This is a genomic window from Xanthobacter flavus, assembly GCF_017875275.1.
GTDB classification, from domain to species: domain Bacteria; phylum Pseudomonadota; class Alphaproteobacteria; order Rhizobiales; family Xanthobacteraceae; genus Xanthobacter; species Xanthobacter flavus_A.
In genome coordinates this window covers 4,166,370-4,189,108 of record NZ_JAGGML010000001.1, presented here as the reverse complement: position 1 = coordinate 4,189,108, position 22,739 = coordinate 4,166,370, and the positions used below count along the sequence as shown (strand labels likewise).

20 protein-coding genes are annotated in these 22,739 nt (G+C 66.9%); 14 read left to right on the top strand and 6 right to left on the bottom strand.

All coding sequences use genetic code 11. The annotated features are described in order from the left end of the window. The first annotated feature begins 21 nt into the window (after positions 1-21). From J2126_RS19815 to J2126_RS19765, 11 genes are all read left to right on the top strand, one after another. On the top strand, positions 22-774 hold the full coding sequence (locus J2126_RS19815) for an SDR family NAD(P)-dependent oxidoreductase (RefSeq protein WP_209488565.1): 753 nt from the start codon (positions 22-24) through the stop codon (positions 772-774). A 21-nt stretch (positions 775-795) separates the two neighbouring features. Beyond that, positions 796-1,818, top strand: a complete 1,023-nt coding sequence (locus J2126_RS19810) for a zinc-binding dehydrogenase (RefSeq protein WP_168458869.1) — start codon at positions 796-798, stop codon at positions 1,816-1,818. Positions 1,819-2,021: 203 nt separating this feature from the next. Continuing rightward, on the top strand, positions 2,022-2,957 hold the full coding sequence (locus J2126_RS19805) for a lipid A biosynthesis lauroyl acyltransferase (RefSeq protein ID WP_209488564.1): 936 nt from the start codon (positions 2,022-2,024) through the stop codon (positions 2,955-2,957). Positions 2,958-3,032: 75 nt separating this feature from the next. Further along, a complete protein-coding gene (purE, locus tag J2126_RS19800) occupies positions 3,033-3,515 on the top strand; it encodes a 5-(carboxyamino)imidazole ribonucleotide mutase (protein ID WP_209488563.1) in 483 nt (160 codons plus the stop codon). A gap of 1 nt (position 3,516) precedes the next feature. Beyond that, complete coding sequence (locus J2126_RS19795; RefSeq protein ID WP_209488562.1) at positions 3,517-4,629, top strand: 5-(carboxyamino)imidazole ribonucleotide synthase; 1,113 nt, start codon at positions 3,517-3,519, stop codon at positions 4,627-4,629. 135 nt (positions 4,630-4,764) lie between these two features. Next, a complete protein-coding gene (locus J2126_RS19790) occupies positions 4,765-5,040 on the top strand; it encodes a hypothetical protein (protein ID WP_209488561.1) in 276 nt (91 codons plus the stop codon). Between the two features lie 232 nt (positions 5,041-5,272). Continuing rightward, the gene (gene rpsU / locus J2126_RS19785; RefSeq protein ID WP_029557675.1) at positions 5,273-5,506 is read left to right on the top strand and encodes a 30S ribosomal protein S21; all 234 of its coding nucleotides are present in this window, start codon (positions 5,273-5,275) and stop codon (positions 5,504-5,506) included. A gap of 342 nt (positions 5,507-5,848) precedes the next feature. Further along, the gene (zwf, locus tag J2126_RS19780; protein ID WP_209488560.1) at positions 5,849-7,324 is read left to right on the top strand and encodes a glucose-6-phosphate dehydrogenase; all 1,476 of its coding nucleotides are present in this window, start codon (positions 5,849-5,851) and stop codon (positions 7,322-7,324) included. 13 nt (positions 7,325-7,337) lie between these two features. After that, a complete protein-coding gene (gene pgl / locus J2126_RS19775) occupies positions 7,338-8,042 on the top strand; it encodes a 6-phosphogluconolactonase (RefSeq protein WP_245328030.1) in 705 nt (234 codons plus the stop codon). A gap of 15 nt (positions 8,043-8,057) precedes the next feature. Beyond that, positions 8,058-9,704: a glucose-6-phosphate isomerase gene (pgi, locus tag J2126_RS19770; protein ID WP_209488558.1), complete on the top strand. Its 1,647-nt coding sequence runs from the start codon at positions 8,058-8,060 to the stop codon at positions 9,702-9,704. A gap of 228 nt (positions 9,705-9,932) precedes the next feature. Continuing rightward, positions 9,933-10,193: a hypothetical protein gene (locus J2126_RS19765; protein WP_209488557.1), complete on the top strand. Its 261-nt coding sequence runs from the start codon at positions 9,933-9,935 to the stop codon at positions 10,191-10,193. Positions 10,194-10,263: 70 nt separating this feature from the next. Here the strand turns inward: J2126_RS19765 and oxlT (J2126_RS19760) are convergent, their stop codons facing one another. From oxlT (J2126_RS19760) to J2126_RS19745, 4 genes are all read right to left on the bottom strand, one after another. Beyond that, complete coding sequence (gene oxlT, locus J2126_RS19760) at positions 10,264-11,571, bottom strand: oxalate/formate MFS antiporter (protein WP_209488556.1); 1,308 nt, start codon at positions 11,569-11,571, stop codon at positions 10,264-10,266. 653 nt (positions 11,572-12,224) lie between these two features. Next, complete coding sequence (gene oxlT / locus J2126_RS19755; RefSeq protein ID WP_209490399.1) at positions 12,225-13,511, bottom strand: oxalate/formate MFS antiporter; 1,287 nt, start codon at positions 13,509-13,511, stop codon at positions 12,225-12,227. Between the two features lie 121 nt (positions 13,512-13,632). After that, positions 13,633-14,862 carry a formyl-CoA transferase gene (frc, locus tag J2126_RS19750; RefSeq protein WP_209488555.1) on the bottom strand — a complete coding sequence of 410 codons (1,230 nt, stop codon included), beginning with the start codon at positions 14,860-14,862 and terminating at the stop codon, positions 13,633-13,635. 245 nt (positions 14,863-15,107) lie between these two features. After that, positions 15,108-15,578, bottom strand: coding sequence for a CBS domain-containing protein (locus J2126_RS19745; RefSeq protein WP_245327495.1), 471 nt, complete (start codon positions 15,576-15,578; stop codon positions 15,108-15,110). Between the two features lie 300 nt (positions 15,579-15,878). Between J2126_RS19745 and J2126_RS19740 the strand changes: the two genes are divergently transcribed. Beyond that, positions 15,879-16,568, top strand: coding sequence for a GntR family transcriptional regulator (locus J2126_RS19740; RefSeq protein ID WP_209488554.1), 690 nt, complete (start codon positions 15,879-15,881; stop codon positions 16,566-16,568). Between the two features lie 79 nt (positions 16,569-16,647). Here J2126_RS19740 and carA read toward each other — a convergent pair whose 3' ends face one another. Next, a complete protein-coding gene (carA, locus tag J2126_RS19735; protein WP_209488553.1) occupies positions 16,648-17,853 on the bottom strand; it encodes a glutamine-hydrolyzing carbamoyl-phosphate synthase small subunit in 1,206 nt (401 codons plus the stop codon). A 136-nt stretch (positions 17,854-17,989) separates the two neighbouring features. On the opposite strand from carA, the gene J2126_RS19730 reads away from it, so the two are divergent. Then, on the top strand, positions 17,990-18,448 hold the full coding sequence (locus J2126_RS19730) for a GatB/YqeY domain-containing protein (protein ID WP_348634351.1): 459 nt from the start codon (positions 17,990-17,992) through the stop codon (positions 18,446-18,448). Between the two features lie 89 nt (positions 18,449-18,537). Here J2126_RS19730 and J2126_RS19725 read toward each other — a convergent pair whose 3' ends face one another. After that, on the bottom strand, positions 18,538-19,953 hold the full coding sequence (locus tag J2126_RS19725) for an alanine/glycine:cation symporter family protein (protein WP_209488551.1): 1,416 nt from the start codon (positions 19,951-19,953) through the stop codon (positions 18,538-18,540). A 782-nt stretch (positions 19,954-20,735) separates the two neighbouring features. On the opposite strand from J2126_RS19725, the gene dnaG reads away from it, so the two are divergent. Beyond that, positions 20,736-22,679 (top strand): DNA primase, encoded by a 1,944-nt coding sequence (gene dnaG, locus J2126_RS19720; RefSeq protein ID WP_209488550.1) that lies wholly within the window; start codon positions 20,736-20,738, stop codon positions 22,677-22,679. Positions 22,680-22,739: the final 60 nt, after the last annotated feature.

Sequence of the window (22,739 nt, the reverse complement as noted above, 5' to 3'; positions counted from 1 at the left end):
CACCGGGACTGGCCTCAGCCGATGACCGCCCCCATCCTCGTCACCGGCGGCGGACGTGGGCTCGGCGCCGCCATCGTGCGGCGTCTCGCCCAGGCGGGCCATCCCGTCGTCTTCACCTACCGCTCGGCCGTGGCCGAGGCGGAGGCGCTGATGGCCGACATCCGCGCGACCGTGCCGGAGGCCGTCGTCTCCGCCCGTCCCCTGGACCTTGCCGATCGCGCGGCGGTGGAGGCCTTCGCCGAGGAGCTGGAGGCGGGGGATACCTATTTCGGCTTCTGCCACAATGCCGGCGCCTCCTACGACACGCTCGCCGCCATGATCGACCAGGACAAGGCCGAGGCGGTGATGCAGGTGAACCACTTCGCCTTCGTCCGCCTCACCCGCGCTTTGGTGCGGCCCATGACTCGGGCGCGCGCCGGGCGGATCGTCGCCATCGGCTCGGTGGCAGCGCTTCAGGCGAACCAGGGCAATGCTGCCTATGCCGCCTCCAAGGCCGCTCTGCTCGCCCATGTGCGCGGCCTCGCCATCGAGACCGCCCGGCGTGGCGTGACGGTGAACTATGTCGCTCCCGGCTTCATCGATACCGCCATGCTGGAGAAGTTCGCGGACTATCGGGCGAAGATGGAGGCGCAGATCCCCGCCGGCCGCTTCGCCACGCCCGACGACGTGGCGCAGGTGGTGGCCTTTCTCTTCTCCCCCGGCGCGGGCTATATGACCGGCGCCGTCCTCCCGGTGGATGGCGGGCTCTCCGCCTCGCTCGCCGCCCACCGCTGACATCATATTCAGAGAACAACAATGCGTGGCCTTCAGCTCGTCTCCGACCGCAAGCTCGAACTCGTCGAACTCCCCGAGGCGGAAGCCCCGGGCGCCGGAGAGGTGCAGATCCGAGTGAAGGCGCTGGCGCTGAACCATATCGACGTATGGGGCTGGCGCGGCATGGCCTTCGCCAAGCGCAAGATGCCCCTCGTGGTGGGCGCCGAGGCGGCCGGCGAGATCGTGGCCCTGGGCGCCGACGTGCGGGGCCTCAAGGTCGGCCAGACGGTCGCCATGTATGGCGCCATGACCTGCGGCCACTGCGCCAACTGCCTGAAGGGCCGGGATAACCTCTGCCAGAACGTGGGCGGGGTGCTCGGCTTCCACATCGACGGCTTCGCCCGCGACGTGCTGAACATGCCCGAGCGGCTGGTGATCCCCGCCCCCGAAGGCGTCTCCTTCGAGGAAGCGGCCTGCGCCGGCATCACCTTCTCTACCGTCGAGCACATGCTGTTCGACAATGCGAAGCTGGAGAAGGGCGAGACCGTGCTCGTCCATGCCGGCGGCTCGGGCATCGGCTCCGCCGCCATCCGCCTCGCCAAGGATGTGGGCGCCACCGTCATCACCACCGTGGGCGATGACGAGAAGATGGAAAAGGCGAAGGCGCTGGGCGCCGACCACGTCATCAACTACCGCAAGGACCGCTTCGAGCACGAGGTCCGCAAGATCACCAAGAAGGTGGGCGTGGACGTGGTGTTCGAGCATGTGGGCGCCGACACCTGGAACGCCTCGCTGCTCTCCATGAAGCCCGGTGCGCGCCTCGTCACCTGCGGCTCCACCTCGGGCGTCTCGGTGCAGATGAACCTGATGCAGCTGTTCCAGCGCCAGTACAAGATCTTCGGATCGTTCGGCGCCACCATCCGCAACGTGGCCGACGGCCTCGAGAAGATGGGCCGTGGCGTCATGCCGGTGATCGACACCGTTGTGCCGCTCGAGAACTTCAACGAGGGCCTGGAGCGGCTGGAAAGCCGCAAGGTCTTCGGCAAGATCGTGGTGAAGTTCTGAGGCGGGCTGAAATGATGATCGCAGCCGGCGCCTCCGCTCCCCTCTCCCCTCGCAGGAGAGGGGAGAGGGGTGAGGGGGCAGCGCTGACAAGGGCCAGCTTCAGGGCCGGGGGCGGAAATACCCCTCACCCCAGCCCTCTCCCGCAAGGGGAGAGGGAGCTGCACCCGCCCTGCGAAGCCTCCCATATGACTGGGCCTTGACCCGTGGCCCGGCTCCCCCTCCCCGTCCGCAAGGCGATCCACCGGCTGAAGCTCGCGCTCGCGCCCGCAGCCGAGGTGCTGGTGGCGGGCTATGTGCGTTTCTCCGTCTGGTGGTTGCGCCTGTGGCCACTGTGGCTCTCGGCCGGCGGCATGGCTTTCTGGGCGAAGCTGCTCGGACCCTTCTTCGCAGTCAGCAAGGTGGCACGGCGCAATCTTGCCGCCGCCTTCCCGGAAAAGAGCAAGGCGGAGATCAATGCCCTCGTCCGTGGCATCTGGGCCAACATGGGGCGCCTTTCCGCCGAATTCGCCCAGCAGGATCGCCTGTGGGACTATGACCCCGCGCATCCCGACGCCGGCCGGATCGAGGTGAAGGGCGCGGAGATCTTCCAGCGTCTGCGGGACGATGGCCGCCCCGCCCTCTTCTTCACCGCCCACACCGGCAATTGGGAATTGTGCGCCATCGCCGGCGCCAAGTTCGATGTGCCGGGCGGCGTCCTGTATCGCGCGCCCAACAACAAGCGCGCCGCCGAGCTCATCGAGGAGATGCGCTCGGGCACCATGCCGGGCCTCATCCGCGCCGGCCGCGACGCGGGGCGCCAGATGGCGCGCATGCTGGCCGAGGGGCAGCATCTCGGGATGCTGGTGGACCAGTATTGGACCGGTGGCCCCGAGGTGATGTTCTTCGGCCGCCCCTGCGCCACCAACCCGACGCTGGCCCGCCTCGCCCGGCAGTTCGACTGCCCGGTGCATGGCATGCGCGTGATCCGCCTGCCCGGCGCCCGGTTCCGGGTGGAGATCACCGAGGAAGTGCCCCTGCCCCGCGACGCCGAGGGCAAGATCGAGGTGGTGGGCGCCATGCAGGCCGTCACCTCCGTCATCGAGGGCTGGGTGCGCGAATATCCCGAGCAATGGCTCTGGCTGCACCGCCGCTGGCGGTGACCACCGCTTTCCCCTTGCCGCGGCCGCGCCATTCCTATAAAGCCCGCACTTTCCTATTTCGCGAAGGTTCGAGGGATGAGCACGGCTGACGTTGCCGTCATCATGGGCAGCCAGTCCGATTGGGAGACCATGCGCCACGCAGCAGAAACGCTGGAGGCGCTCGGGATTTCGCACGACTGCCGCATCGTCTCCGCCCATCGCACGCCCGATCGCATGTATGCCTTCGCCCGGAGCGCGCGGGCGGACGGCTTCAAGGTGATCATCGCCGGTGCCGGCGGCGCGGCCCATTTGCCCGGAATGGTGGCGGCGCTGACCTCCCTGCCGGTATTCGGCGTGCCGGTTCAGTCCAAGGCGCTGTCCGGCCTCGACAGTCTCTACTCCATCGTACAGATGCCGGCCGGCATCCCGGTGGGAACGCTGGCCATCGGTGTCGCGGGGGCAACAAACGCGGCCCTTCTCGCGGCGGCTGTCCTGGCCCTCTCGGACCCTGCCCTCGCCGAGCGGCTCGACGCCTGGCGCGCCGCGCGCACCGATGCGGTGGCGGAACGGCCGGTCTGACATGCTTCGTCCCGGCAGCGTCATCGGCATACTCGGCGGCGGCCAGCTCGGCCGCATGATCGCCCTCGCGGCGGCGGAGCTCGGTCTCAAGGCGCACGTCCTGTGCCCGGACAAGGACAGCCCCGCCTTCCATGTGAGCGCCGCGCATTTTTGCGCCGCCTATGACGATTTCGACGCGCTGGCGCGGTTCGCCGCCGGCGTCGATGTCGTGACCTACGAATTCGAGAACGTGCCGCTGGCCACCGCCGAATTCCTCGCCGCGCGCGTGCCGCTTCGGCCCGGTGCCAAGGCCCTGGCCATCACGCAGGACCGGCTCGCGGAAAAGAGCTTCGTGCGCGACCTCGGCATCGAGACCGCGCCGTTCGCCGCCGTGGACAGCCTCGCCGACCTTGAAGTCGCGGTCGTACAGCTCGGACTGCCCGCGGTGCTGAAGACGCGCCGCTTCGGCTATGACGGCAAGGGGCAGGTGATGATCCGCCCCGGCGAGGACCTCACCGCGGCGTGGCACGCGCTCGGAAGGCAGAGCGCGATCCTTGAGGGCTTCGTCAGCTTTTCCCGCGAGGTCTCGGTGGTGGCCGCCCGGCGGGCCGACGGCGCATTCTGCGCCTACGATGTGACCGAGAACGTCCACCGCGAGCATATCCTGCACACCTCCACGGTCCCCGCCACGCTCACCCCCGAGGCCGCCCGCAAGGCGCGCGCCATGGCGCGGGACATCGGCGACGCGCTCGAATACGAGGGCGTGTTCGCGGTCGAGATGTTCGTGGTCTGCCAGGGCTCGAGCGAGCGGGTGATCGTGAATGAGATTGCGCCCCGTGTGCACAACAGCGGTCACTGGACCCAGGACGGCGCGGTCACGTCCCAATTCGAGCAGCATGTCCGCGCCATCGCCGGCTGGCCGCTCGGCGAGGTGTCCCGCCTCGGCCGGGCGCAGATGACCAATCTCATCGGTGCCGACGTGCATGACTGGCACGCGCTGCTCGCGGAGCCCGGCACGCACGTCCACCTCTATGGCAAGGAAGAGGCCCGCGCCGGCCGCAAGATGGGCCATGTGGTGCGGGTCGCGCGCGATCCACAGGCCTGCGCCAACCTTCCGGACAGCGAAGGCTGCTGATCTCTTAAGCCGGCTCTTCCGCTACGGACTGAGACGAATCGCCCTGATGACGCGCCGCAGCGTTTGACGCATGACTCGGTCGGTCTGGGTGGTTTTAAAGTACCGCCCGGGCGCACATCGAAACTGTGGTGGCAGATGTCTTTGTCCGACGATCGCATCAAGGACCGCTTCTCCGAGTGGCTGCGGGACCTCGCGCGGCACATGGCCCGGTCGGGGCGCTATTGCAGCTGGCGCGTGATCCAGATCGAGCTGCGCTTCATGCAGGGCATCCGCGAGGCGGCGACCTGCTTTTCCGACGCCGCCATCCGCAGTGAACTCGATGCTCTATGTCGCGAAGCGCAGAGGAGCGGGGGCGCCATATTCATGGCCCGCACGCAGGGCGAATCCGCGTTGCCCGCCTCCGGCTGCTGAGCCGGCGCCGCACCATGTTCCGGTGACGCCGGCGTCCGCGAAAGTGAGCCGGCGCAAGGCGCCGCCCCCGTTTTCCGCCCGCGCGAGGCGTGTGGACAAGCTGCACCTCTTCTGGTAAGAGAGCGCTTCTTTCGGACAGGTCGAGGTCAGGCGCACGCGCCGTCTTCTGCGGTCCGATGTTTCAAATCAGGTTAGGCACCGGCTCGGCGCAACAGCTCGAAGAGGTAAACACGTGCAAGTTCTCGTCCGCGATAACAACGTCGATCAGGCCCTCAAGGCGCTCAAGAAGAAGATGCAGCGCGAGGGGATCTTCCGCGAGATGAAGCTGCGTGGCCACTACGAGAAGCCGTCCGAGAAGCGCGCCCGCGAGGAGGCCGAAGCCATCCGCCGCGCCCGCAAGCTGGCCCGTAAGCGCGCCCAGCGCGAAGGCCTCATCCCGTCCAAGCCGCGCCCCACCACCCGCTGAAGCACCCAGGTCGCTGAGGTCCGCAACGCCGGGCATTCGAGCTGACCGTCGGACGCGTCTCCTCAGTTGGTTTGCAAGCTGTGCATCCGCGCGACCCTCGTCGCGCGGTTTTGCGTTTCGAGGCTCGTCGCCTGCGCTGTTCGCCCGCCCGTCACTCGGCTGTCTCCTCACCGTGGGAATAGAGGCGGACTCCGGCCGGATTGCGGTGCCATCCGCTCGATGCCTGCTCTAGACTGCCCTCGCGCCGCTGCGGCCGGACCTTGATCTTCAGACCTTGATCCGGTCGAGGATCGGATGATCGGCGCAACGGGCGAAAGGCCGCCCAGACAGGAGAAAGGCCGGATGGTCGCGCGCGTGGTCACTGTCGAGCTCTTCGATATCGTCGTCTTCGGCGCAACCGGCGATCTCGCTCGCCGCAAACTTCTCCCGGCCCTGTTCGAGCGGGATCTCGCCGGCCAGATCCCGGACGAAGCCCGCATCATCGGCACCTCGCGCCGCCCCCTCCCTGACGAGGATTTCCGTGCCTTCGCCCGCGATGCCCTCGGCGTTGCGGATGGCGTGGAGGACGTGGATCAGGCCGTGCTTGCCCGCTTCCTTGCGCGGCTGAGCTATGTCGCCGTCGACGCCCAGTCGGACGAAGGCTGGTCCGATCTCGCCGAGATCCTGAAGACCGGAGAGGACCGCGTCCGCGTGTTCTACCTGGCGGTGGGGCCGGACCTGTTCGATCCCATCTGCGCGCGCATCGGCGCATTCGGCCTTGTCACCGACCTCTCGCGGGTGGTGGTGGAGAAGCCTGTGGGCAAGGATCTCGCCTCCGCCCAGAAGGTGAATGCGGCGGTGGGGCGCGTCTTCCGCGAAGAGGCGGTGTTCCGCATCGACCATTATCTCGGCAAGGAGACGGTGCAGAACCTCATGGCGCTCAGGTTCGCCAACGCCTTGTTCGAGCCGGTTTGGAACAACGCCCACATCGACCACGTGCAGATCACCGTGGCGGAGAGCATCGGCACCGCCGGCCGCGCCGGCTATTACGATACGGCCGGGGCGCTGCGCGACATGGTGCAGAACCATATCCTCCAGCTCCTATGTCTCGTCGCCATGGAGCCGCCGGTGTCGCTCGACGCCGACGCAGTGCGCGACGAGAAGCTGAAGGTGCTCAAGGCACTGGAGCCCATCAACGAGAGCAATTTCGCGCAGGTGACGGTGCGCGGCCAGTATCGCGCCGGCGCCTCCGCCGGCGGGGCGGTGCCAGGCTATCTGGAGGAACTCGGCTCCGGCGAAAGCGACACCGAGACCTTTGTCGCCATCAAGGCGGAGATCGGCAACTGGCGCTGGTCCGGCGTGCCGTTCTATCTGCGCACGGGCAAGCGGCTCGCGTCGCGGGTCTCCGAGATCGTCGTCGCCTTCCGGCCGATCCCCCATTCGGTGTTCGACGGCCACGCCGGTCCGATCATGGCGAACCGCCTCGTCATCCGCCTGCAGCCGGACGAGGGCGTGAAACTCTGGCTCATGATCAAGGACCCCGGCCCCGGCGGCATGCGTTTGCAGCACGTCCCGCTCGACATGAGCTTCGCATCCGTCTTCGGCGTGCGGAACCCGGATGCCTATGAGCGGCTTATCATGGATGTCGTGCGGGGCAACCAGACCCTGTTCATGCGCCGCGACGAGGTGGAAGCCGCCTGGCGCTGGGTGGACCCCATTCTCGATGCGTGGCGTGGCTCGCGCGACCAGCCCAAGCCTTACACGGCCGGGACATGGGGGCCATCCGCCGCCATCGCCCTGATCGAACGGGATGGGCGCACCTGGACCGATGACGCCTGAGGCCTCCGTGACCCTGTCGACCACTCCGATCGCCCTCAACACCTACGACGATTCCGCGGGCCTCGCCCGGGCGCTGGCCGCCCACGTGGCCGAGGCCCTGCGCGGCCGCATCGCCCGCGACGGAAGCGCGAGCCTCGCCGTCTCGGGCGGGCGGACCCCGGTGGCCTTTTTCGAAATGCTGTCCGGCGCGCCCATCGATTGGAGCCGGGTCGCGGTGACGCTCGTGGACGAGCGTTGGGTTCCTGAGACGTCGGAACGCTCCAACGCCGCCCTGGTGCGACGCCATCTGCTGCAAGGGCCGGCCTCCGCCGCCCGCTTCGTGCCGCTCTATACCGGCGCCGCGACGCCGGAGGATGGCCTTGCAATGGCAACGGCCGCGATCGCCACCCTCCCCGCCCCTTTCGCGGCCGTGGTGCTGGGGATGGGCGACGATGGACACACCGCGTCCTTCTTCCCTGGCGCCGAAACCCTTGCGGCGGCCATCGACCCGTCCGCGCCCGAAGCCCTCATCGCCGTGCGGGCCGATGCGGCGGGCGAACCGCGCATCACCTTCACCCTGCCCCGGCTGGTTTCAGCCGACACCCTGGTGCTGCACATCGAGGGCATGACCAAGCGCGCCGTGTTGGAGCGCGCCTGCGCCAGCGGCCCGGTCGAGGACTTGCCCGTCCGCGCCGTCCTGAGGGCACGCGCGCCTGTCGACGTGATGTGGTGCCCCTGAAAGGAGGTCAGATCCATGACGCACCCCGATCCGAGCGCGACCGACGCCGCCTTTGCCGCCCTCGATGCCGCCTGGAAAGGCCGGACCGGGCGCATCGCCGATCTGTTCACCGCTGCCGACCGCTTCGAGCGCTTCTCGACCAGCTATGGCGACCTGCTGCTGGACTTCTCGAAGACCGCGATCACCGACGAGACGCTGGCCCTGCTAATGGATCTCGCCCGGGCGGCCGGCGTCGAGCAGATGAGGGACGCCATGTTTGCCGGCGACCACATCAATCTCACCGAGGACAGGGCGGTACTCCACACCGCGCTCCGCAACCGCTCGGATGACGGCATTACCGTCGACGGCATCGATGTGAAGACCGGCATCGACGAAACCCTGCGCAACCTCGCAAACTTCGCGTATGCGGTGCGCGAGGGGCGGATCGCGGGTGCGCGGGGCAACGCCTTCACCGATGTGGTCAACATCGGGATCGGCGGGTCGGACCTCGGGCCGGCCATGGTGGCCGGCGCTCTGGCGCCCTATCACGATGGGCCGCGCTGCCACTTCGTCTCCAATGTGGACGGCGCCCACATCGCCGACACGCTCAAGGGGCTGAACCCGGCGACGACGCTGTTCATCGTCGCCTCCAAGACCTTCACCACCGTCGAGACCATGTGCAACGCGGGAACGGCGCGGGCCTTCATCGCGGATGCCCTCGGCGAGGCGGCAGTGGGCGACCACTTCGCCGCCGTCTCGACGGCGCTCGATCGGGTGGAGGCTTTCGGCATTTCGCGAGAGCGGACCTTCGGCTTCTGGGACTGGGTGGGCGGCCGCTATTCGGTGTGGTCGGCCATCGGCCTTCCGGTGATGGTCGCCATCGGCCCGGACCGCTTCGGCGAATTCCTTGCCGGCGCGGCGGCGATGGACGAGCATTTCCGCTCCGCGCCGCTCGACCAGAACATGCCGGTGCTGCTCGGCCTCGTCGGCCTGTGGCACCGCAACGTCTGCCGCTTCCCGAGCCGCGCCATCATTCCCTACGACCAGCGCCTTGCGCGCCTGCCTGCGTATCTCCAGCAGCTTGACATGGAGAGCAATGGCAAGAGCGTGACGCGCGAAGGCCGCCCGGTCTCGCGCGGAACCGGCCCCATCGTATGGGGTGAGCCGGGCACGAATGCCCAGCATGCCTTCTTCCAGCTGCTCCACCAGGGCACCGACACCGTGCCCGTGGAATTCCTGATCGCGGCGCAAGGGCATGAGCCGAACCTGAAGCCCCACCAGAACCTTCTGGTGGCCAATTGCCTGGCGCAGGCGGAAGCGCTCATGCGTGGGCGCACGCTGGAGGAAGCCGCGGCGCAGCTGGTCGGGAAGGGCTTCGACGCAGATCAGGTCGCCGCTATCGCGCCCCATCGCGTCTTCCCCGGAGACCGACCCTCCATAACGCTGGCATATGCCGAGCTCGACCCGTTCTCCCTCGGCCGCATCATCGCGCTCTATGAGCATCGGGTGTTCGTCGAGGCGGCGGTCTGGGGGATCAACGCCTTCGACCAATGGGGCGTGGAGCTGGGGAAGGAGTTGGCGACCCAATTCCTTCCGGCCGTGGAAGGCGGATCGCTCCCGCCCGACGCATCGGGCTCGACGGCCGGTCTTATCGCCCACCTCGGCGCCCTCGCCCAGGCCTGAACGGTCGTCTTTGTCAGGCTAGCGCCTGCGCGCTTGTGCGCGCTTGTCGGCTGGGCCGGGCAATGCTGCTATGCAGCATTGCGGGTCCGCCCCTGCGTATTTTGTATACCACGGAGGCAGGCGAACGCGGTACAAGACGGTCGTACCGGGACGCGGAAGCGTCGGGCGACCGAAATCAGGCCCGGCGGAACGCGCCGCATCCCTTCGGCATCATGCCGGGAGAGAGTTATGAACGCGCTTGAGCTTACGGCTTTCGGCCTTTTCGGGATCGTCCTCACCTTCGCTGCCAACGGGCTCACGGCCCAGAAGCCGTACATGACGGTGGCCGGCGGCCCCGGCATCCCGATCGAGGATGTCCTGTTGCAGACGCCCGAGCCGGGGTTTGCCCGCATGCAGAGTGCACCGGCCTCCGACACGAGAGGCTCGATCTCGACCCTCGTGATGGTCCATGCGGGTCCGTTCGCCCATTCTGCTCCGCGCGGCAATTGAAGAAAGGGAGCGGCAAGCCGCTCCCTCAAGTTGGGCCCGGGGTAGGTGGGCCAAATGAAGAGGCAGAGCCTCAGCCGGTGACCTTCGCGCGCGCCGGCTCGGCAGTCGCCTCGGCGGCCGCACCGGCCACGAAGCGGCTGCGCATCGGCTTCAGCACGAAGATGGCCATGAGAGCGGCGATCGCGTTGACCGCAGCGGTGATCATGAACACCAGGTCCCAGTTGCCGAGGCTGGCCACGGCCACCGAGGCCATCGGCACCACCAGCGAGGCCGTGCCCTTGGCGGTATAGAGGAGGCCGGCGTTGGTGGTGGCGTACTTGCCGCCGAAGGTGTCGCCGCAGGTGGCCGGGAAGAGTGAGTAGATCTCGCCCCAGGCGAAGAACACGAGGCCGGTCAGCAGCACGAACAGCACCGGATTGGAGCCGAAGTGCGCCAGGGCCAGCACACCCACGGCCTCGAGGCCGAAAGCGATGAACATGGTGTTCTCACGGCCGATGTTGTCCGACACCCAGCCGAAGAACGGACGGGTGAGGCCGTTCAGCACGCGGTCGATGGACAGCGCGAAGGTCAGCGCCGGCATGGTCAGGCCGAGGATCGAGACCGGCACGTCGGCGATCTTGAAGTCCTTGGCGATGGAGCCGAGCTGCGCGGTCGCCATCAGGCCGCCCGCCGCCACCAGCACGAACATCAGGTACATGACCCAGAACACCGGGGCCTTCACCATCTCGCCCGGCCCGTAGTTGCGGCGGCTTTGGGTGGCGGACACCTTGACCGGGGGCAGCTGGCCCTCCTTCGGCGCCCGGAGCAGCAGCGAGAGCACCATCACCACGATGCCCTGCAGCAAGCCGAAGAACAGAAAGGTGTGCTCGTAGCCCTGCGACTTGATCATGGCCGCGATGGGCACGATCGTGAGCGCGGAGCCGGCGCCGAAACCGGCGGCGGTGATGCCGGCGGCAAGACCGCGGCGGTCGGGGAACCACTTCAGCGCCGAGCCGACGCAGGTACCATACACCGCACCCGCGCCAGTTCCGCCGAGGGCAGCCGAGACGTAAAGCATGGCGAGGCTATCCGCCCGCGAATTCAGATACCAGGACAACGCGCACAGGATACCGCCGATGAACACGACGATCCGCGGGCCGAACTTGTCCACGAACCAGCCCTCGACAGGGACCAGCCAAGTCTCGAACAGCACGAAGATGGTGAAGGCGACCTGAATGGAGGCGCGGCCCCACTGGTGCTTCTCGTTCATGGGTTCGACGAACAGCGTCCACCCATACTGAAGATTGGCGATCATCGACATGCAGATGACGCCGATGAGCAGTTGCAGCCAACGCCCTCCCATGGGGCCGCCGACAGGCGCTGCGGAATTCTGAGCCATTTCCTTCCCTTTCTCACTGGGGATCATCGTGTGCGATGAACGGCCCGTGACGGTCGCCATTCTTGTTCGGGACGTTGATCGCCCCGTTCGCGAACCGCGGGAGAAAATGCCCCAGGAATCTGGTATACAGAATGCCGTTACGGCTATGTAACCGTTACTTCCTGCTGTATTTTTGGCTAACGGAGCCGTATTGCATCGGACCCATCATATATCGGCGCCGATCAATCTTCGGCCATCCAAATAAGCACCAGTCTAGCTCACCAATTGCATCGGCCTAAAAACAGACCACGTCTTGCAAATTACTGATCTGAATAGAAATATATTAGCTCATATTCGTCTTCTACATTCTTGCCTTGGACCTGCCAAGCCACTCCGCTTCGTGAGCAAAGGCGGACCGGTGCGTCGACAGCGACCTGTCGCGCCCCCATTCTCGTCGACCGAAAGCCCCATAAGACGAAAAAAGCCCCGGCCGGAGCCGGGGCTTGAGGGACCGCCAAATGGCGGTGGAGGGACTCTGTCTCGCGCGGCCGAAGCCTCGCGTGTTCATGGGGGCTTTGAGGCTCGGTTAAAAACCCGATGCCACGCATTGGCCCTGATCACCTCGAACCGGGCGGCGGCAGCACCGCCCGGTTCGGTCGTTCAGATCGTCCCGTTCAGGCGGTTGCCTGGCGCGTGGCCGTCGCCGCAGCCGCAGCCTCGGCATTGAGCCGGTGATGGCGGGCGAGCATGGGCCGCAGGACGAAGAGGGCGGCGAAGGCGGCGGTGAGGTCCATGGCGGCGACCGTGTAGAGCACGGTCGTCCAGGTGCCGGTCGCCTCCATCAGCAGGTTGGCCAGCGGCACCAGAAGGGCGGCGAAGCCCTTCGCGGTGTAGAGCATGCCGTAGATCTTGCCGATGTGCTTCGATCCGAAGGTGTCCGCGGCGGTTGCCGAGAACAGGGAGTAGACCTCACCCCAGGCAAGGAAGACGACGCCCGAGAGGATGATGAACGCCCAGGGATTGGTACCGAACGTCCCGAGGGCGACGATGCCGATACCTTCCAGGGCGAAGGCGAAGAACATCGTCTTCTCGCGGCCGATGTGGTCCGAGATCCAGCCGAAGAAGGGACGCGAGAACCCATTCAGGATGCGGTCCAGCATCAGCGCGAAGGGCAGCGCGGCCATGGCGAAGAAGTACAGGTCGACGTTGATGTGCTTCACGCCGAGGTCCTCGGCGATCACGCCCAGCTGCGCCACCGCCATCAGGCCGCCGGAGACGGTGAGGACGAACATGGTCAGCATCACGTAGAACACGGGGGTGCGCAGCGCTTCTCCCAGCGTGTAGTCCCGGCGGGACTGGGCCACCGTCGAGGAGAAGGTCACCTCGGTCTTGGCCGGAGCCCGCAGGAAGCCGGCGGCCAGCATGATCACCGCGCCCTGCACGAGGCCGAAGGTGAAGAAGGTTTCCTGATAGCCGCTCGACTTGATCATGGCGGCGATGGGCAGGATGGTCAGCACCGTGCCCGAGCCATAGCCGGCAGCGGTGAGGCCGACCGCGAGGCCGCGCCGATCCGGGAACCACTTCAGCGCGGCATTCACGCAGGTGGCGTAGACGCAGCCCACGCCGATGCCGCCGACAGCCGCGGCCACATAAAGCGCGGTCAACGATCCGGCGTAGGAATTCAACACCCAGCTGAGGCCGGTGAAGAAGCCACCGACCAGCACCATCACGCGCGGGCCGTACTTGTCGATGAAGTAGCCCTCGATGGGCGTGAGCCAGGTCTGCACCACCACGAAGACGGTGAAGGCGACCTGAACGGACGCGCGGGTCCAGCCGTGCGCTGTGACGATCTCGGGAACAAACAGGGTCCACGAATACTGAATGTTTGCTGCTGCCACCATGCAGACGACGCCGGCGACCAACTGAAGCCAGCGATTCGTCGCTGGCGCCTTCACTGCCATTTCGCTCATTATTCCTACCCCTTAGACCATTCTTTTATTTTTGATCTGATTGACCGCCCCACCCTCTTATTGTCCCTCGTGGCGCGGCGTTTCGTTTTTCGGACGGGTCGTTTTCTCCCCGTCAGACGGCACCGGCGGCACGCATGCCGGCGATTTCTTCGGCCGAGAAGCCCACGCTCGCGAGGACTTCGTCGGTGTGCTCGCCGAGAAGCGGCGCGCGCTCCACCGGCACATGATTGGCGGACAGCGCGATGGGCGAGCCGACCGTCACATAGGTCCCGCGCTCCGGGTGCGGCACTTCCACGAGGAAGCCGCGGTCGTAGAGCGCGCGATCATCCAGGATGTCCTTGGTGGAGAGCACCGGCCCGCAGGGCACGTCGATGGCGTTGAGCGCCTCCATCACCTCGAACTTGGTGCGCCGGACGGTCCAGCGCTCGATGATCTCGAAGCACTGCTCCAGCCGCTGGGCGCGCGCCTCGTGGGAGGCGAACTTGGGATCGTCGATCAGGTCCTTGCGGCCGACCAGCCGCATCAGCGGCGCCCAGCCCTGGGGCTGGATGATGACGTAGCAATAATCGTTCTCGCCGCCGGGCGCGCAGCGCAGGGCGGCGCCGGGCTGGCCGCCGCCGGAGCAATTGCCCGCCCGTGGCACGCAATCGCCGGAGGGCGCGCCGGGATATTCCGCAAGCGCGCCCGCATCAAGCCGCTGCTGGTCGCGCAGCTTCACGCGAAGAAGGTTCACCACGCAGTCCTGCATGGCCACGTCCACCTTCTGTCCCCCGCCCGTCATGGTGCGCTGAAACAAGGCGGCGAGAATGCCGGCCACGCAATGGATGCCGGTGCCGGTATCCCCGATCTGCGCGCTGGAGGCCGTCGGCGGGCCGGAGCGCCAGCCCGTGGTGCTCATGGCGCCGCCCATGGCCTGGGCGATGGTCTCGTAAGCCTTGGCATCCACGCCGGAGGCTTCGGCGAAGCCCCGGATGGAGGCATAGATCAGGCGCGGATTGCGAGCGCGAAGGCTCTCGTAGCCGAAGCCCTGACGCTCAAGAACGCCGGGGCCGAAATTCTCGACCAGCACATCGCAGGTCTCTACGAGGCGGTTGAGCGCCTCCTGGCCGGCGGGGGTCTTGATGTTGAGGGTGACGCTCTTCTTATTGGCGTTGAGCATGGTGAAATAGAGACTGTCCACGTTGGACTTGTCCCTGAGCTGCGAGCGGGTGATGTCCCCGCGCCGCGGCATTTCCACCTTGATGACATCCGCGCCCAGCCACGCAAGAAGCTGCGTCGCCGAGGGGCCGGACTGAACGTGCGTCATATCCAGGACGCGCACGCCGTCAAGCGCCTTGCCCATGCACCCACTCCCGGAATTTCCTGCCCATTGCTTCATGCCGGTCTGCGCCGGCTTGGACGTGCCCCCAGAGATACAATCGGGAGGAACGCCCCTGGCATTTCAAGTTTTGAATTACGTATGCCAGATACAGAACTGTAACACTGCCCTCGTCCGTCCGCAAACGGGATTTGAACCATTCTTAGACGAAAGTTGGAAAAGCTTCGGAGCCGCAACGGGGTACGGGCGGCTCCGAATGGTTCCGCGCCTCAGCGCAGCGCGGCGAGGCCGGCCTCGATGCCCCCCGACACAGCTTCAGGCGACGGGTGGGATTCCGATTCCTTGAGGTAATGGCGCATGAGGTCGGTGGCGCTGATGACACCCACCAGCGCGTAGCTTTCCATCACCGGCAGATGGCGTACCTGGTGCTCCACCATCAGGCGCAGCACGGTCTCGATGGTGTCGCTCAGCGCGCAGGAGATCACCTCGCGCTTGAGCAGGGAGGCCAGCACCACCTTCGGCGTGTTGGCGCCATGCTCCAGCACCGCGCGCGTCACGTCGCGCTCGGAAAAGACGCCCACCACCGTGTTGCCCTCGGTGCGGCAGACGTCCTTGATAATGACGGAAGAGATGTTCTCCCGCTTCATGACGAGCACGGCGTCAGCCACCGTCTCGTGCATGCGCAGGGTGATGATGCGGGTGTCACGTTTTTCCCGCAGGATGTCGTCCACGGTCATCATTGGCGTGTCCTCCCCTGGCGAATGTTCGCCAATTGCCCGGCCAGTGTCCGCCGGACAGGGTGGGGCCTTGTTGTCGCCCGTCTCCCCTTCAAACATCGTGGTATTCAAAATACATCCTGTCAACGCAAGAAGCGTCCCGCATGTGCGCAGAACATGCTGCATCGCCGCAAGACTAGGCGATGCCTGCGGCATTGCTTGCAAGCACGCTCCTTCTCGCATCTGATATGATGTATTTGGTGCGCAACACGGGAATCACTTCAGACCCGACTGAATGCCGCGAGCCTAAGGCGAAGGGGTGCGATGACGTACCAGGATATCAACGTGAAGCCGATCGAAACGGAATCGAGCTTCCGGATGAAGGCCTACAAGGCGCTGAAGGCGGCCATCATGGAGATGGACATCTACAGCCATCCCGAGGAGATCCGTCTCGAAGAGCGCCAGCTTTCCGAGAAGCTCGGGGTATCACGCACGCCCATCCGCGAGGCCATGACGCTGCTTGAGCAGGAGGGCTTCGTGCGCTCCGTGCCCCGCCGGGGCATCTTCGTGGTGCGCAAGACCAAGCAGGAAGTGATCGAGATGATCACGGTGTGGGCGGCGCTGGAGAGCATGGCGGCGCGGCTCGCCTGCGAACGGGCCACCGAGGCGGAGATCCGCCAGTTGCGCGAGAACGTCCGCTCCTTCTCCAACCGCAACCCGGAAGAGTTCGTCTCCGAATATTCCGAGGCGAACCTCGCCTTCCACAAGCTCATCATCCGCATGTCCGGCTGCGCCCTCATCGCGGAGACGACGGAGAACCTGTTTCCCCACATGCGGGGCGTCCGGAAGGTCACGATCGGCCAGGCGCATCGCGCCCAGCGCTCCATCGTGGACCACACGCATATCGTGGAAGCCATCGAGAAGCGCGATCCGGACCTCGCCGAGCGCCTCGTGCGCGAACATACCCTCGGCCTCGCCAGGCATGTGGCGGAGCATGGCGAGTTCCTGAACTAGCCTGCGCGCCGCACGAACCGACAAAAGAAAAGGGCCGGCACTTGCGCGCCGGCCCTTTTTCTTGTCGAGCGAAGATGGCTCAGGCCGCCTTGTGCTTCTCGATCATCTCGACGAAGCGGTCGAACAGATAGTGGCTGTCCTGCGGGCCAGGGCTCGCCTCGGGGTGGTACTGCACCGAGAAGACCGGCTTGTCCGCCAGCGCGATGCCGGCGTTGGAGCCGTCGAACAGGGAGACGTGGGTCTCCACCGCGTTCTTCGGCAGGCTGTCGCGGTCCACGGCGAAACCGTGGTTCATGGAGGTGATCTCCACCTTGCCGGTCGTGAGGTCCTTCACCGGGTGGTTCGCGCCATGGTGCCCCTGGTGCATCTTCACCGTCCGGCCGCCAACGGCGAGGCCGATCATCTGGTGGCCGAGGCAGATGCCAAACGTGGGCACCCCCTTCTCGATCACCTTCTGGATGACCGGCACCGCATATTCCCCCGTCGCCGCCGGATCGCCGGGGCCGTTGGACAGGAACACGCCATCCGGCTGGAGCGCGAGGATGTCCTCGGCCGAGGTGGTGGCGGGCACCACCGTGACCTTGCAGCCCGCGCGGGCGAGCAGGCGCAGGATGTTGCGCTTCACGCCATAGTCGATGGCGACCACATGATGCTGCGGCGCCTCCTGCCGGCCGTAGCCGGTCTCGGGGTCCCAGGTGGTCTCGTCCCAGTCGAAGCGCTGGATGGAGGTGACGCCGGGAACGAGGTCCATACCCACAAGGCCGGGCCAGGCGCGGGCTTCTTTCTTCAGCGTCTCGATGTCGAACACGCCGTCCGGGGCGTGGGCGATGACCGCATTGGGCATGCCCGCCTCACGGATCAGGGCGGTCAGCGCGCGCGTGTCGATGCCGGTGATGCCGGGGATGCCGCGGGCCTTCAGCCAGTCGTCGAAATGGCGGGTCGCGCGGTAGTTGGACGGGTCCGTCACGGCCGTGCGCAGCACCACGCCGCGCACGCCGGAGGCCGAGGCCATGGACACCGTCTCGATGTCCTCTTCGTTGGTGCCCACATTGCCGATGTGCGGGAAGGTGAAGGTGATGATCTGCCCGGCGTAGGAAGGATCCGTGAGGATTTCCTCATAGCCGGTGATGGCGGTGTTGAAGCACACCTCGCCGGCAAGATGGCCGGTGGCGCCGATGCCGAAGCCTTCGAGCACCGTTCCGTCGGCGAGCACGAGCAGGGCGGTGGGCCGGGGCTCGGCCCAGCCCTCGGGGGCGTTGGGGGCGTGGTCTTGTTCGCTGGTCATGGATCGCCTAGATAGAGGCTCGCGCGCCGCGTTTCCAGCGCCTCTCGCAGGAATTTGTGCGCCCCGGCCCAGGCCGGCCGGAGGGCCGCCGGGCCCCGCCACCCTTATGGCGCGCTTCAACACAGGACGGACGATCGTGCTTCGCGACGACATCAACGCGGCTCTGAAAGAGGCGCTAAAGGCCCAGGATAAAAAGAGAACCGGGACGCTCCGCCTCATCAATGCGGCGCTCAAGGACCGGGATATCGAGCAGCGGGGACATGGCAAGGACCCGCTCACGGACGATGAGCTGCGCGCCCTGCTCGCCAAGATGGTGAAGCAGCGGGAGGAGAGCGCCAAGATCTATGACGAGGGTGGCCGCCCGGAGCTTGCCGCGCAGGAGCGCGAGGAAATTACCTACATCCAAGTCTTTATGCCCAAACAGCTTTCCGAGGCCGACACGCGCGCCGCCATCGCCGCGGTGATCGCCGAGATCGACGCCAAGGGCATCAAGGACATGGGCCGCACCATGGCGGTGCTGAAGGAGCGCCATGCCGGCGCGCTGGATTTCGGCAAGGCCTCGGGCTGGGTCAAGGAAGCGCTGACGGCGGCCTGACCGGGCCGTTCACACCACCTATCCGGGTGGGGTTCGGGGGCGGAATCGGTGACGTTCGGCAGATGCCGGGTCCGATTCCGCCCCTTTTCTCATTTGCGGCTCCAGATCTGCCGGTCGACGCCGGGCGGCAGATCGGCCATTTCGTCGGCGATGAACACCGGCTCCCGTCCGGACTTCCGCTGCGTAAGGTAGTCCTTCGTCAGCCGCGTCACGGTGCCCGAGAGCAGGACGATGGCGATGAGGTTGATGGAGGCCATGAGCCCCATGGAGGCGTCCGCCGCATTGAACACGGTGGCGACGCTCTGCAGCGATCCCCACACCACCATCGCCAGCAACGCGAGGCGCAGGATGGCGACCCCCGAGACATGGCCGTGGCCGAGGAAGACCAGCGCGTTCTCGGCATAAGAATAGTTGCCGATGATGGAGGTGAAGGCGAAGAAGAAGATGGCGATGGCCACGAAATAGCGCCCGAGCCATCCCACATGCACTTCCAGCGCCGCCTGGGTCAGCTGGGTGCCGGTGAGCTGCGCCGAGGGCACCACCTCCGACAGGAGGATCAGCAGCGCGGTGGCGGTGCAGATGACGATGGTGTCGATGAAGACGCCCAGCGACTGCACGAAGCCCTGGCTCACCGGATGGTGCGGGTCGGGCGTCGCCACGGCGGCGATGTTGGGGGCGCTGCCCATGCCGGCCTCGTTGGAAAAGAGGCCGCGCTTCACCCCGTTCATCATGGCCGCAGCCACTGAGCCGGCGACGCCCCCCGCCGCCGCGCCAAATCCGAACGCGCTGCCGACGATATGGCCGAGCACGCTCGGCACCAGGGAGATGTGGGTGGCCAGCGCGTAGAAGGCGAGGCCCACATAGGCGAGCGCCATGAACGGCACCACGAATTCCGCGGTGCGGGCGATGGTGGCGATGCCCCCGAAGATGATGACGCCCGACAGCGCCGCGACCACCAGCCCGGTTCCGAGCTTGGGCACGCCGAACGCGCCCTCCACCGCATCAGCGATGGAATTGGCCTGCACCGCGTTGAACACCAGGCCGAACGAGATGATGAGGCAGACGGAGAACAGGCCGCCGGCCCACGGCGCCTTGAGGCCGTGGGCGATGTAGAAGGCCGGTCCGCCGCGGTAGCGGCCCTCGTCGTCCTTCACCTTGTAGAGCTGGGCGAGCGTGCTCTCGGCGAAGGCGGTGGCCATGCCGAGCGCCGCCACCACCCACATCCAGAAGATCGCCCCCGGCCCGCCCAAGGTCAGCGCCACCGCGACGCCGGCGATGTTGCCGGTGCCGACGCGCGAGGCCAGCGAGGTGCACAGGGCCTGAAAGGGCGTGATGCCGGACTTGTCGGTCTCGTTGGAGCGCAGCACCGAGCGCAGCATCTCCGGGAAATGCACGATCTGCACGAAGCCGAGCCGGAGGGTGAAGAAAACGCCCACCGCCAGCAGGCCATAGATCAGGATGTAGCCCCAGAAGATGGTGTTGAGGAAATCGATCACCGCATCCATGTCAGCCCGCCCCCCGCTGAAACGATGAAGCTTATCAGCGTGACCGTCGCGGTCCATCCCCATACCGCGCCGAGCGCGCCACTTTGTGGACATAATTCGGCGGCGAGCGAGGGGTGTGGATAGAGGGGATTGCGGGGGCTCCTTTACAGGCGTCATGCCCGGGCTTGTCCCGGGCATCCACGTGGAACGGCTGGGAATACGCCTCGGGCACATTCGCTCCAGCGGCCTGACGTGGATGGCCGGAACCCGCATGTTTGCGGGTTCCGCTCCCAAGGGCGGACGTCGGCAACAGCCGACTTCCGGGACAAGCCCGGCCATGACGGGCGGTGCGAGGCGGGACACCAACCGTCATCCCCCGGCTTGTCCGGGGGATCCACCCATCGGCTGGAGCGCTGGCCGTAATCCCATCCCGGCCGGGCCGTGGATCGCCCGGACACGCCGGGCGATGACGCGAAGAGGCTGGAGCAGCGTCCCGGCGCGGCGCCCGGTCGTACCGTGAGCAGCTCGGCAGGGAACGAGAGAGGAAGCCTGCTCTCGCATCAGGCGCCGGCGGCCCTCCTTCTCTCCTTGCGGGAGAGGGCCGGGGTTGAGGGGTGTCCTGACGTTCGTCGCGACGGCGGCTCCTGCCCCTGCCAGCCCCCTCACCCCCGTCCCCTCTCCCGCAAGGGGAGAGGGGTGGCGACTGCCCCGTTTCCCCTCCCCCCAATTCCCGCTAGACTGGAGGGCTGATTTCCGGGCGTCCCCTCTCCCGCGCCCCAACAGACTGCCGGCTCCGCCTGCCCATGCGCTTTTCGCCCGCCTTTCTCGATGAGATCCGTGCCCGGCTTCCGGTGTCGGAGGTGGTCGGCCGTCGGGTGAAGCTGAAGAAGCAGGGGCGCGAGTTCGCCGGGCTCTCGCCCTTCAACGCGGAGAAGACGGCTTCCTTTTTCGTCAACGACCAGAAGGGCTTCTATCACTGCTTCTCCTCCGGCAAGCACGGCGACGTGTTCGACTTCCTGATGGAGACGGAGGGTGCCTCCTTCGGCGAGGCGGTGGAGCGGCTCGCCGCCATGGCCGGCCTGTCCCTGCCGCAGGAGACGCCGGAGGCCGCCGCCAAGGAGCAGAAGCGGCGCACCCTCCACGAGGTGATGGTGCTGGCGGCGAAGCATTTCGAGGCCAATCTGCAATCCCGCCTCGGTGCCAAGGCGCGCGGCTATCTGGCCGACCGGGAAATCGGCCCGGCGACCCAGAAGAAGTTCGGCCTCGGCTATGCGGCGGGCGAACGCTTCAACCTGAAGGAGGCACTGGGCAAGGAGGGCGTCTCCGTCGCCGACATGGTGGAGGCGGGCCTGCTGATTGCCGGCGAGGACATCCCCGTCCCCTACGACCGCTTCCGCGACCGGGTGATGTTTCCCATCACCGATCTGAGGGGCCGGGTGGTGGCCTTCGGCGGGCGGGCGCTGCAGAAGGACGTTCCGGCGAAATACCTCAATTCCCCGGAGACACCGCTCTTTCACAAGGGCTCCCTGCTTTATAACGGCTTTGCCGCCCGCACCGCCGCCCAGTCGGGCGCCCGCGTCATCGCGGTGGAAGGCTATGTGGACGTGATCGCCATGGTGGAGGCGGGATTCGGCGGTGCGGTGGCACCGCTCGGCACCGCTTTGACCGAGGAGCAGCTGCAATTGCTCTGGCGCATGTCGGAAGAGCCGCTGCTGCTGTTCGACGGCGACAAGGCCGGCCGACGCGCCGCCCACCGCGCCATCGACCTCGCGCTGCCGCATCTGAAGGCCGGGCGCAGCCTCTCCTTCGCGGCCCTTCCAGAAGGTCAGGACCCCGACGACCTGATTCGCCGATCCGGCCGCGAGGCCATGGAGCAGGTTCTGGCGCAGGCGAGGCCTCTCGCGGCGGAACTCTGGGCGCGCGAAAGCGAAAATGCCTCGCTGGAAACGCCCGAGCGCCGGGCGGGGCTGGAAGGCCGGCTGAACGAGGTGGTGAACGCCATCGGCGACGAGACGGTGCGCAAGCACTACCGGGCCGATCTGATGGGCCGCTTCAACGCCCTTGTTGCCCCGGCGGACCGCGCCCGCGGGGCCGGCCGAGGCGGTGGCAGCCGGGAAGGCTGGTCGCCCGGGTTTACCCCCGGGCGGGGGCGTGGCGGCAAATTTCCCGGCAAGCCCTCGGCGCCGCCCTTGGCCCCGCGCGGGCAGGAGATCGCAAGGAGCGCGCTGGTGCGCGGGCCCATGGCCGCCCTGCCGCGCAACGAGGCGCTGCTGCTGTTCTGCCTCATCAACCACCCCTTCCTGCTGGACGAGGCGGGAGAGGAGGTATCGAGCCTCCCCTTCGCCAATCCGGAGGCCGACCGCCTGCGCCGCGCGCTCATCGAGGCGCACCTGGAGGGGCTGGACGCCGAAGCCCTCGCCGAGCAGCTCGGCCGCTCCGATCTCGACGCCTTGACCCGCCGCGTGAAGGCCCTCGCCAACCCCCGGCACGACTGGCCGGCCTATTCTGATACCGCAGAAACCGACGTTCGGCTCTGGTGGCATCAGCGCACGGCCTTGCATCGCAAGGCTCACGCGCTATCTAGAGAGCTGAAGGAAGCCGAGCGCACGCTGGGGGAGGATCCGAGCGAAGCGAATTTTGCCTGGCTCAGGGATGTCCGCGAGCGTCTTTCGGCGATAGACGGAACCGAGGCGCTGGTGGAGGGGTTCGGTGCCTCCTCCGGCCGTTCGGCGGTTCGGTCGCTGTAGGGATTTGAAGCCGGAGCGGCACAATTTGGCCAAGAGCCTCTGGCATGGCCCGCATGGCGG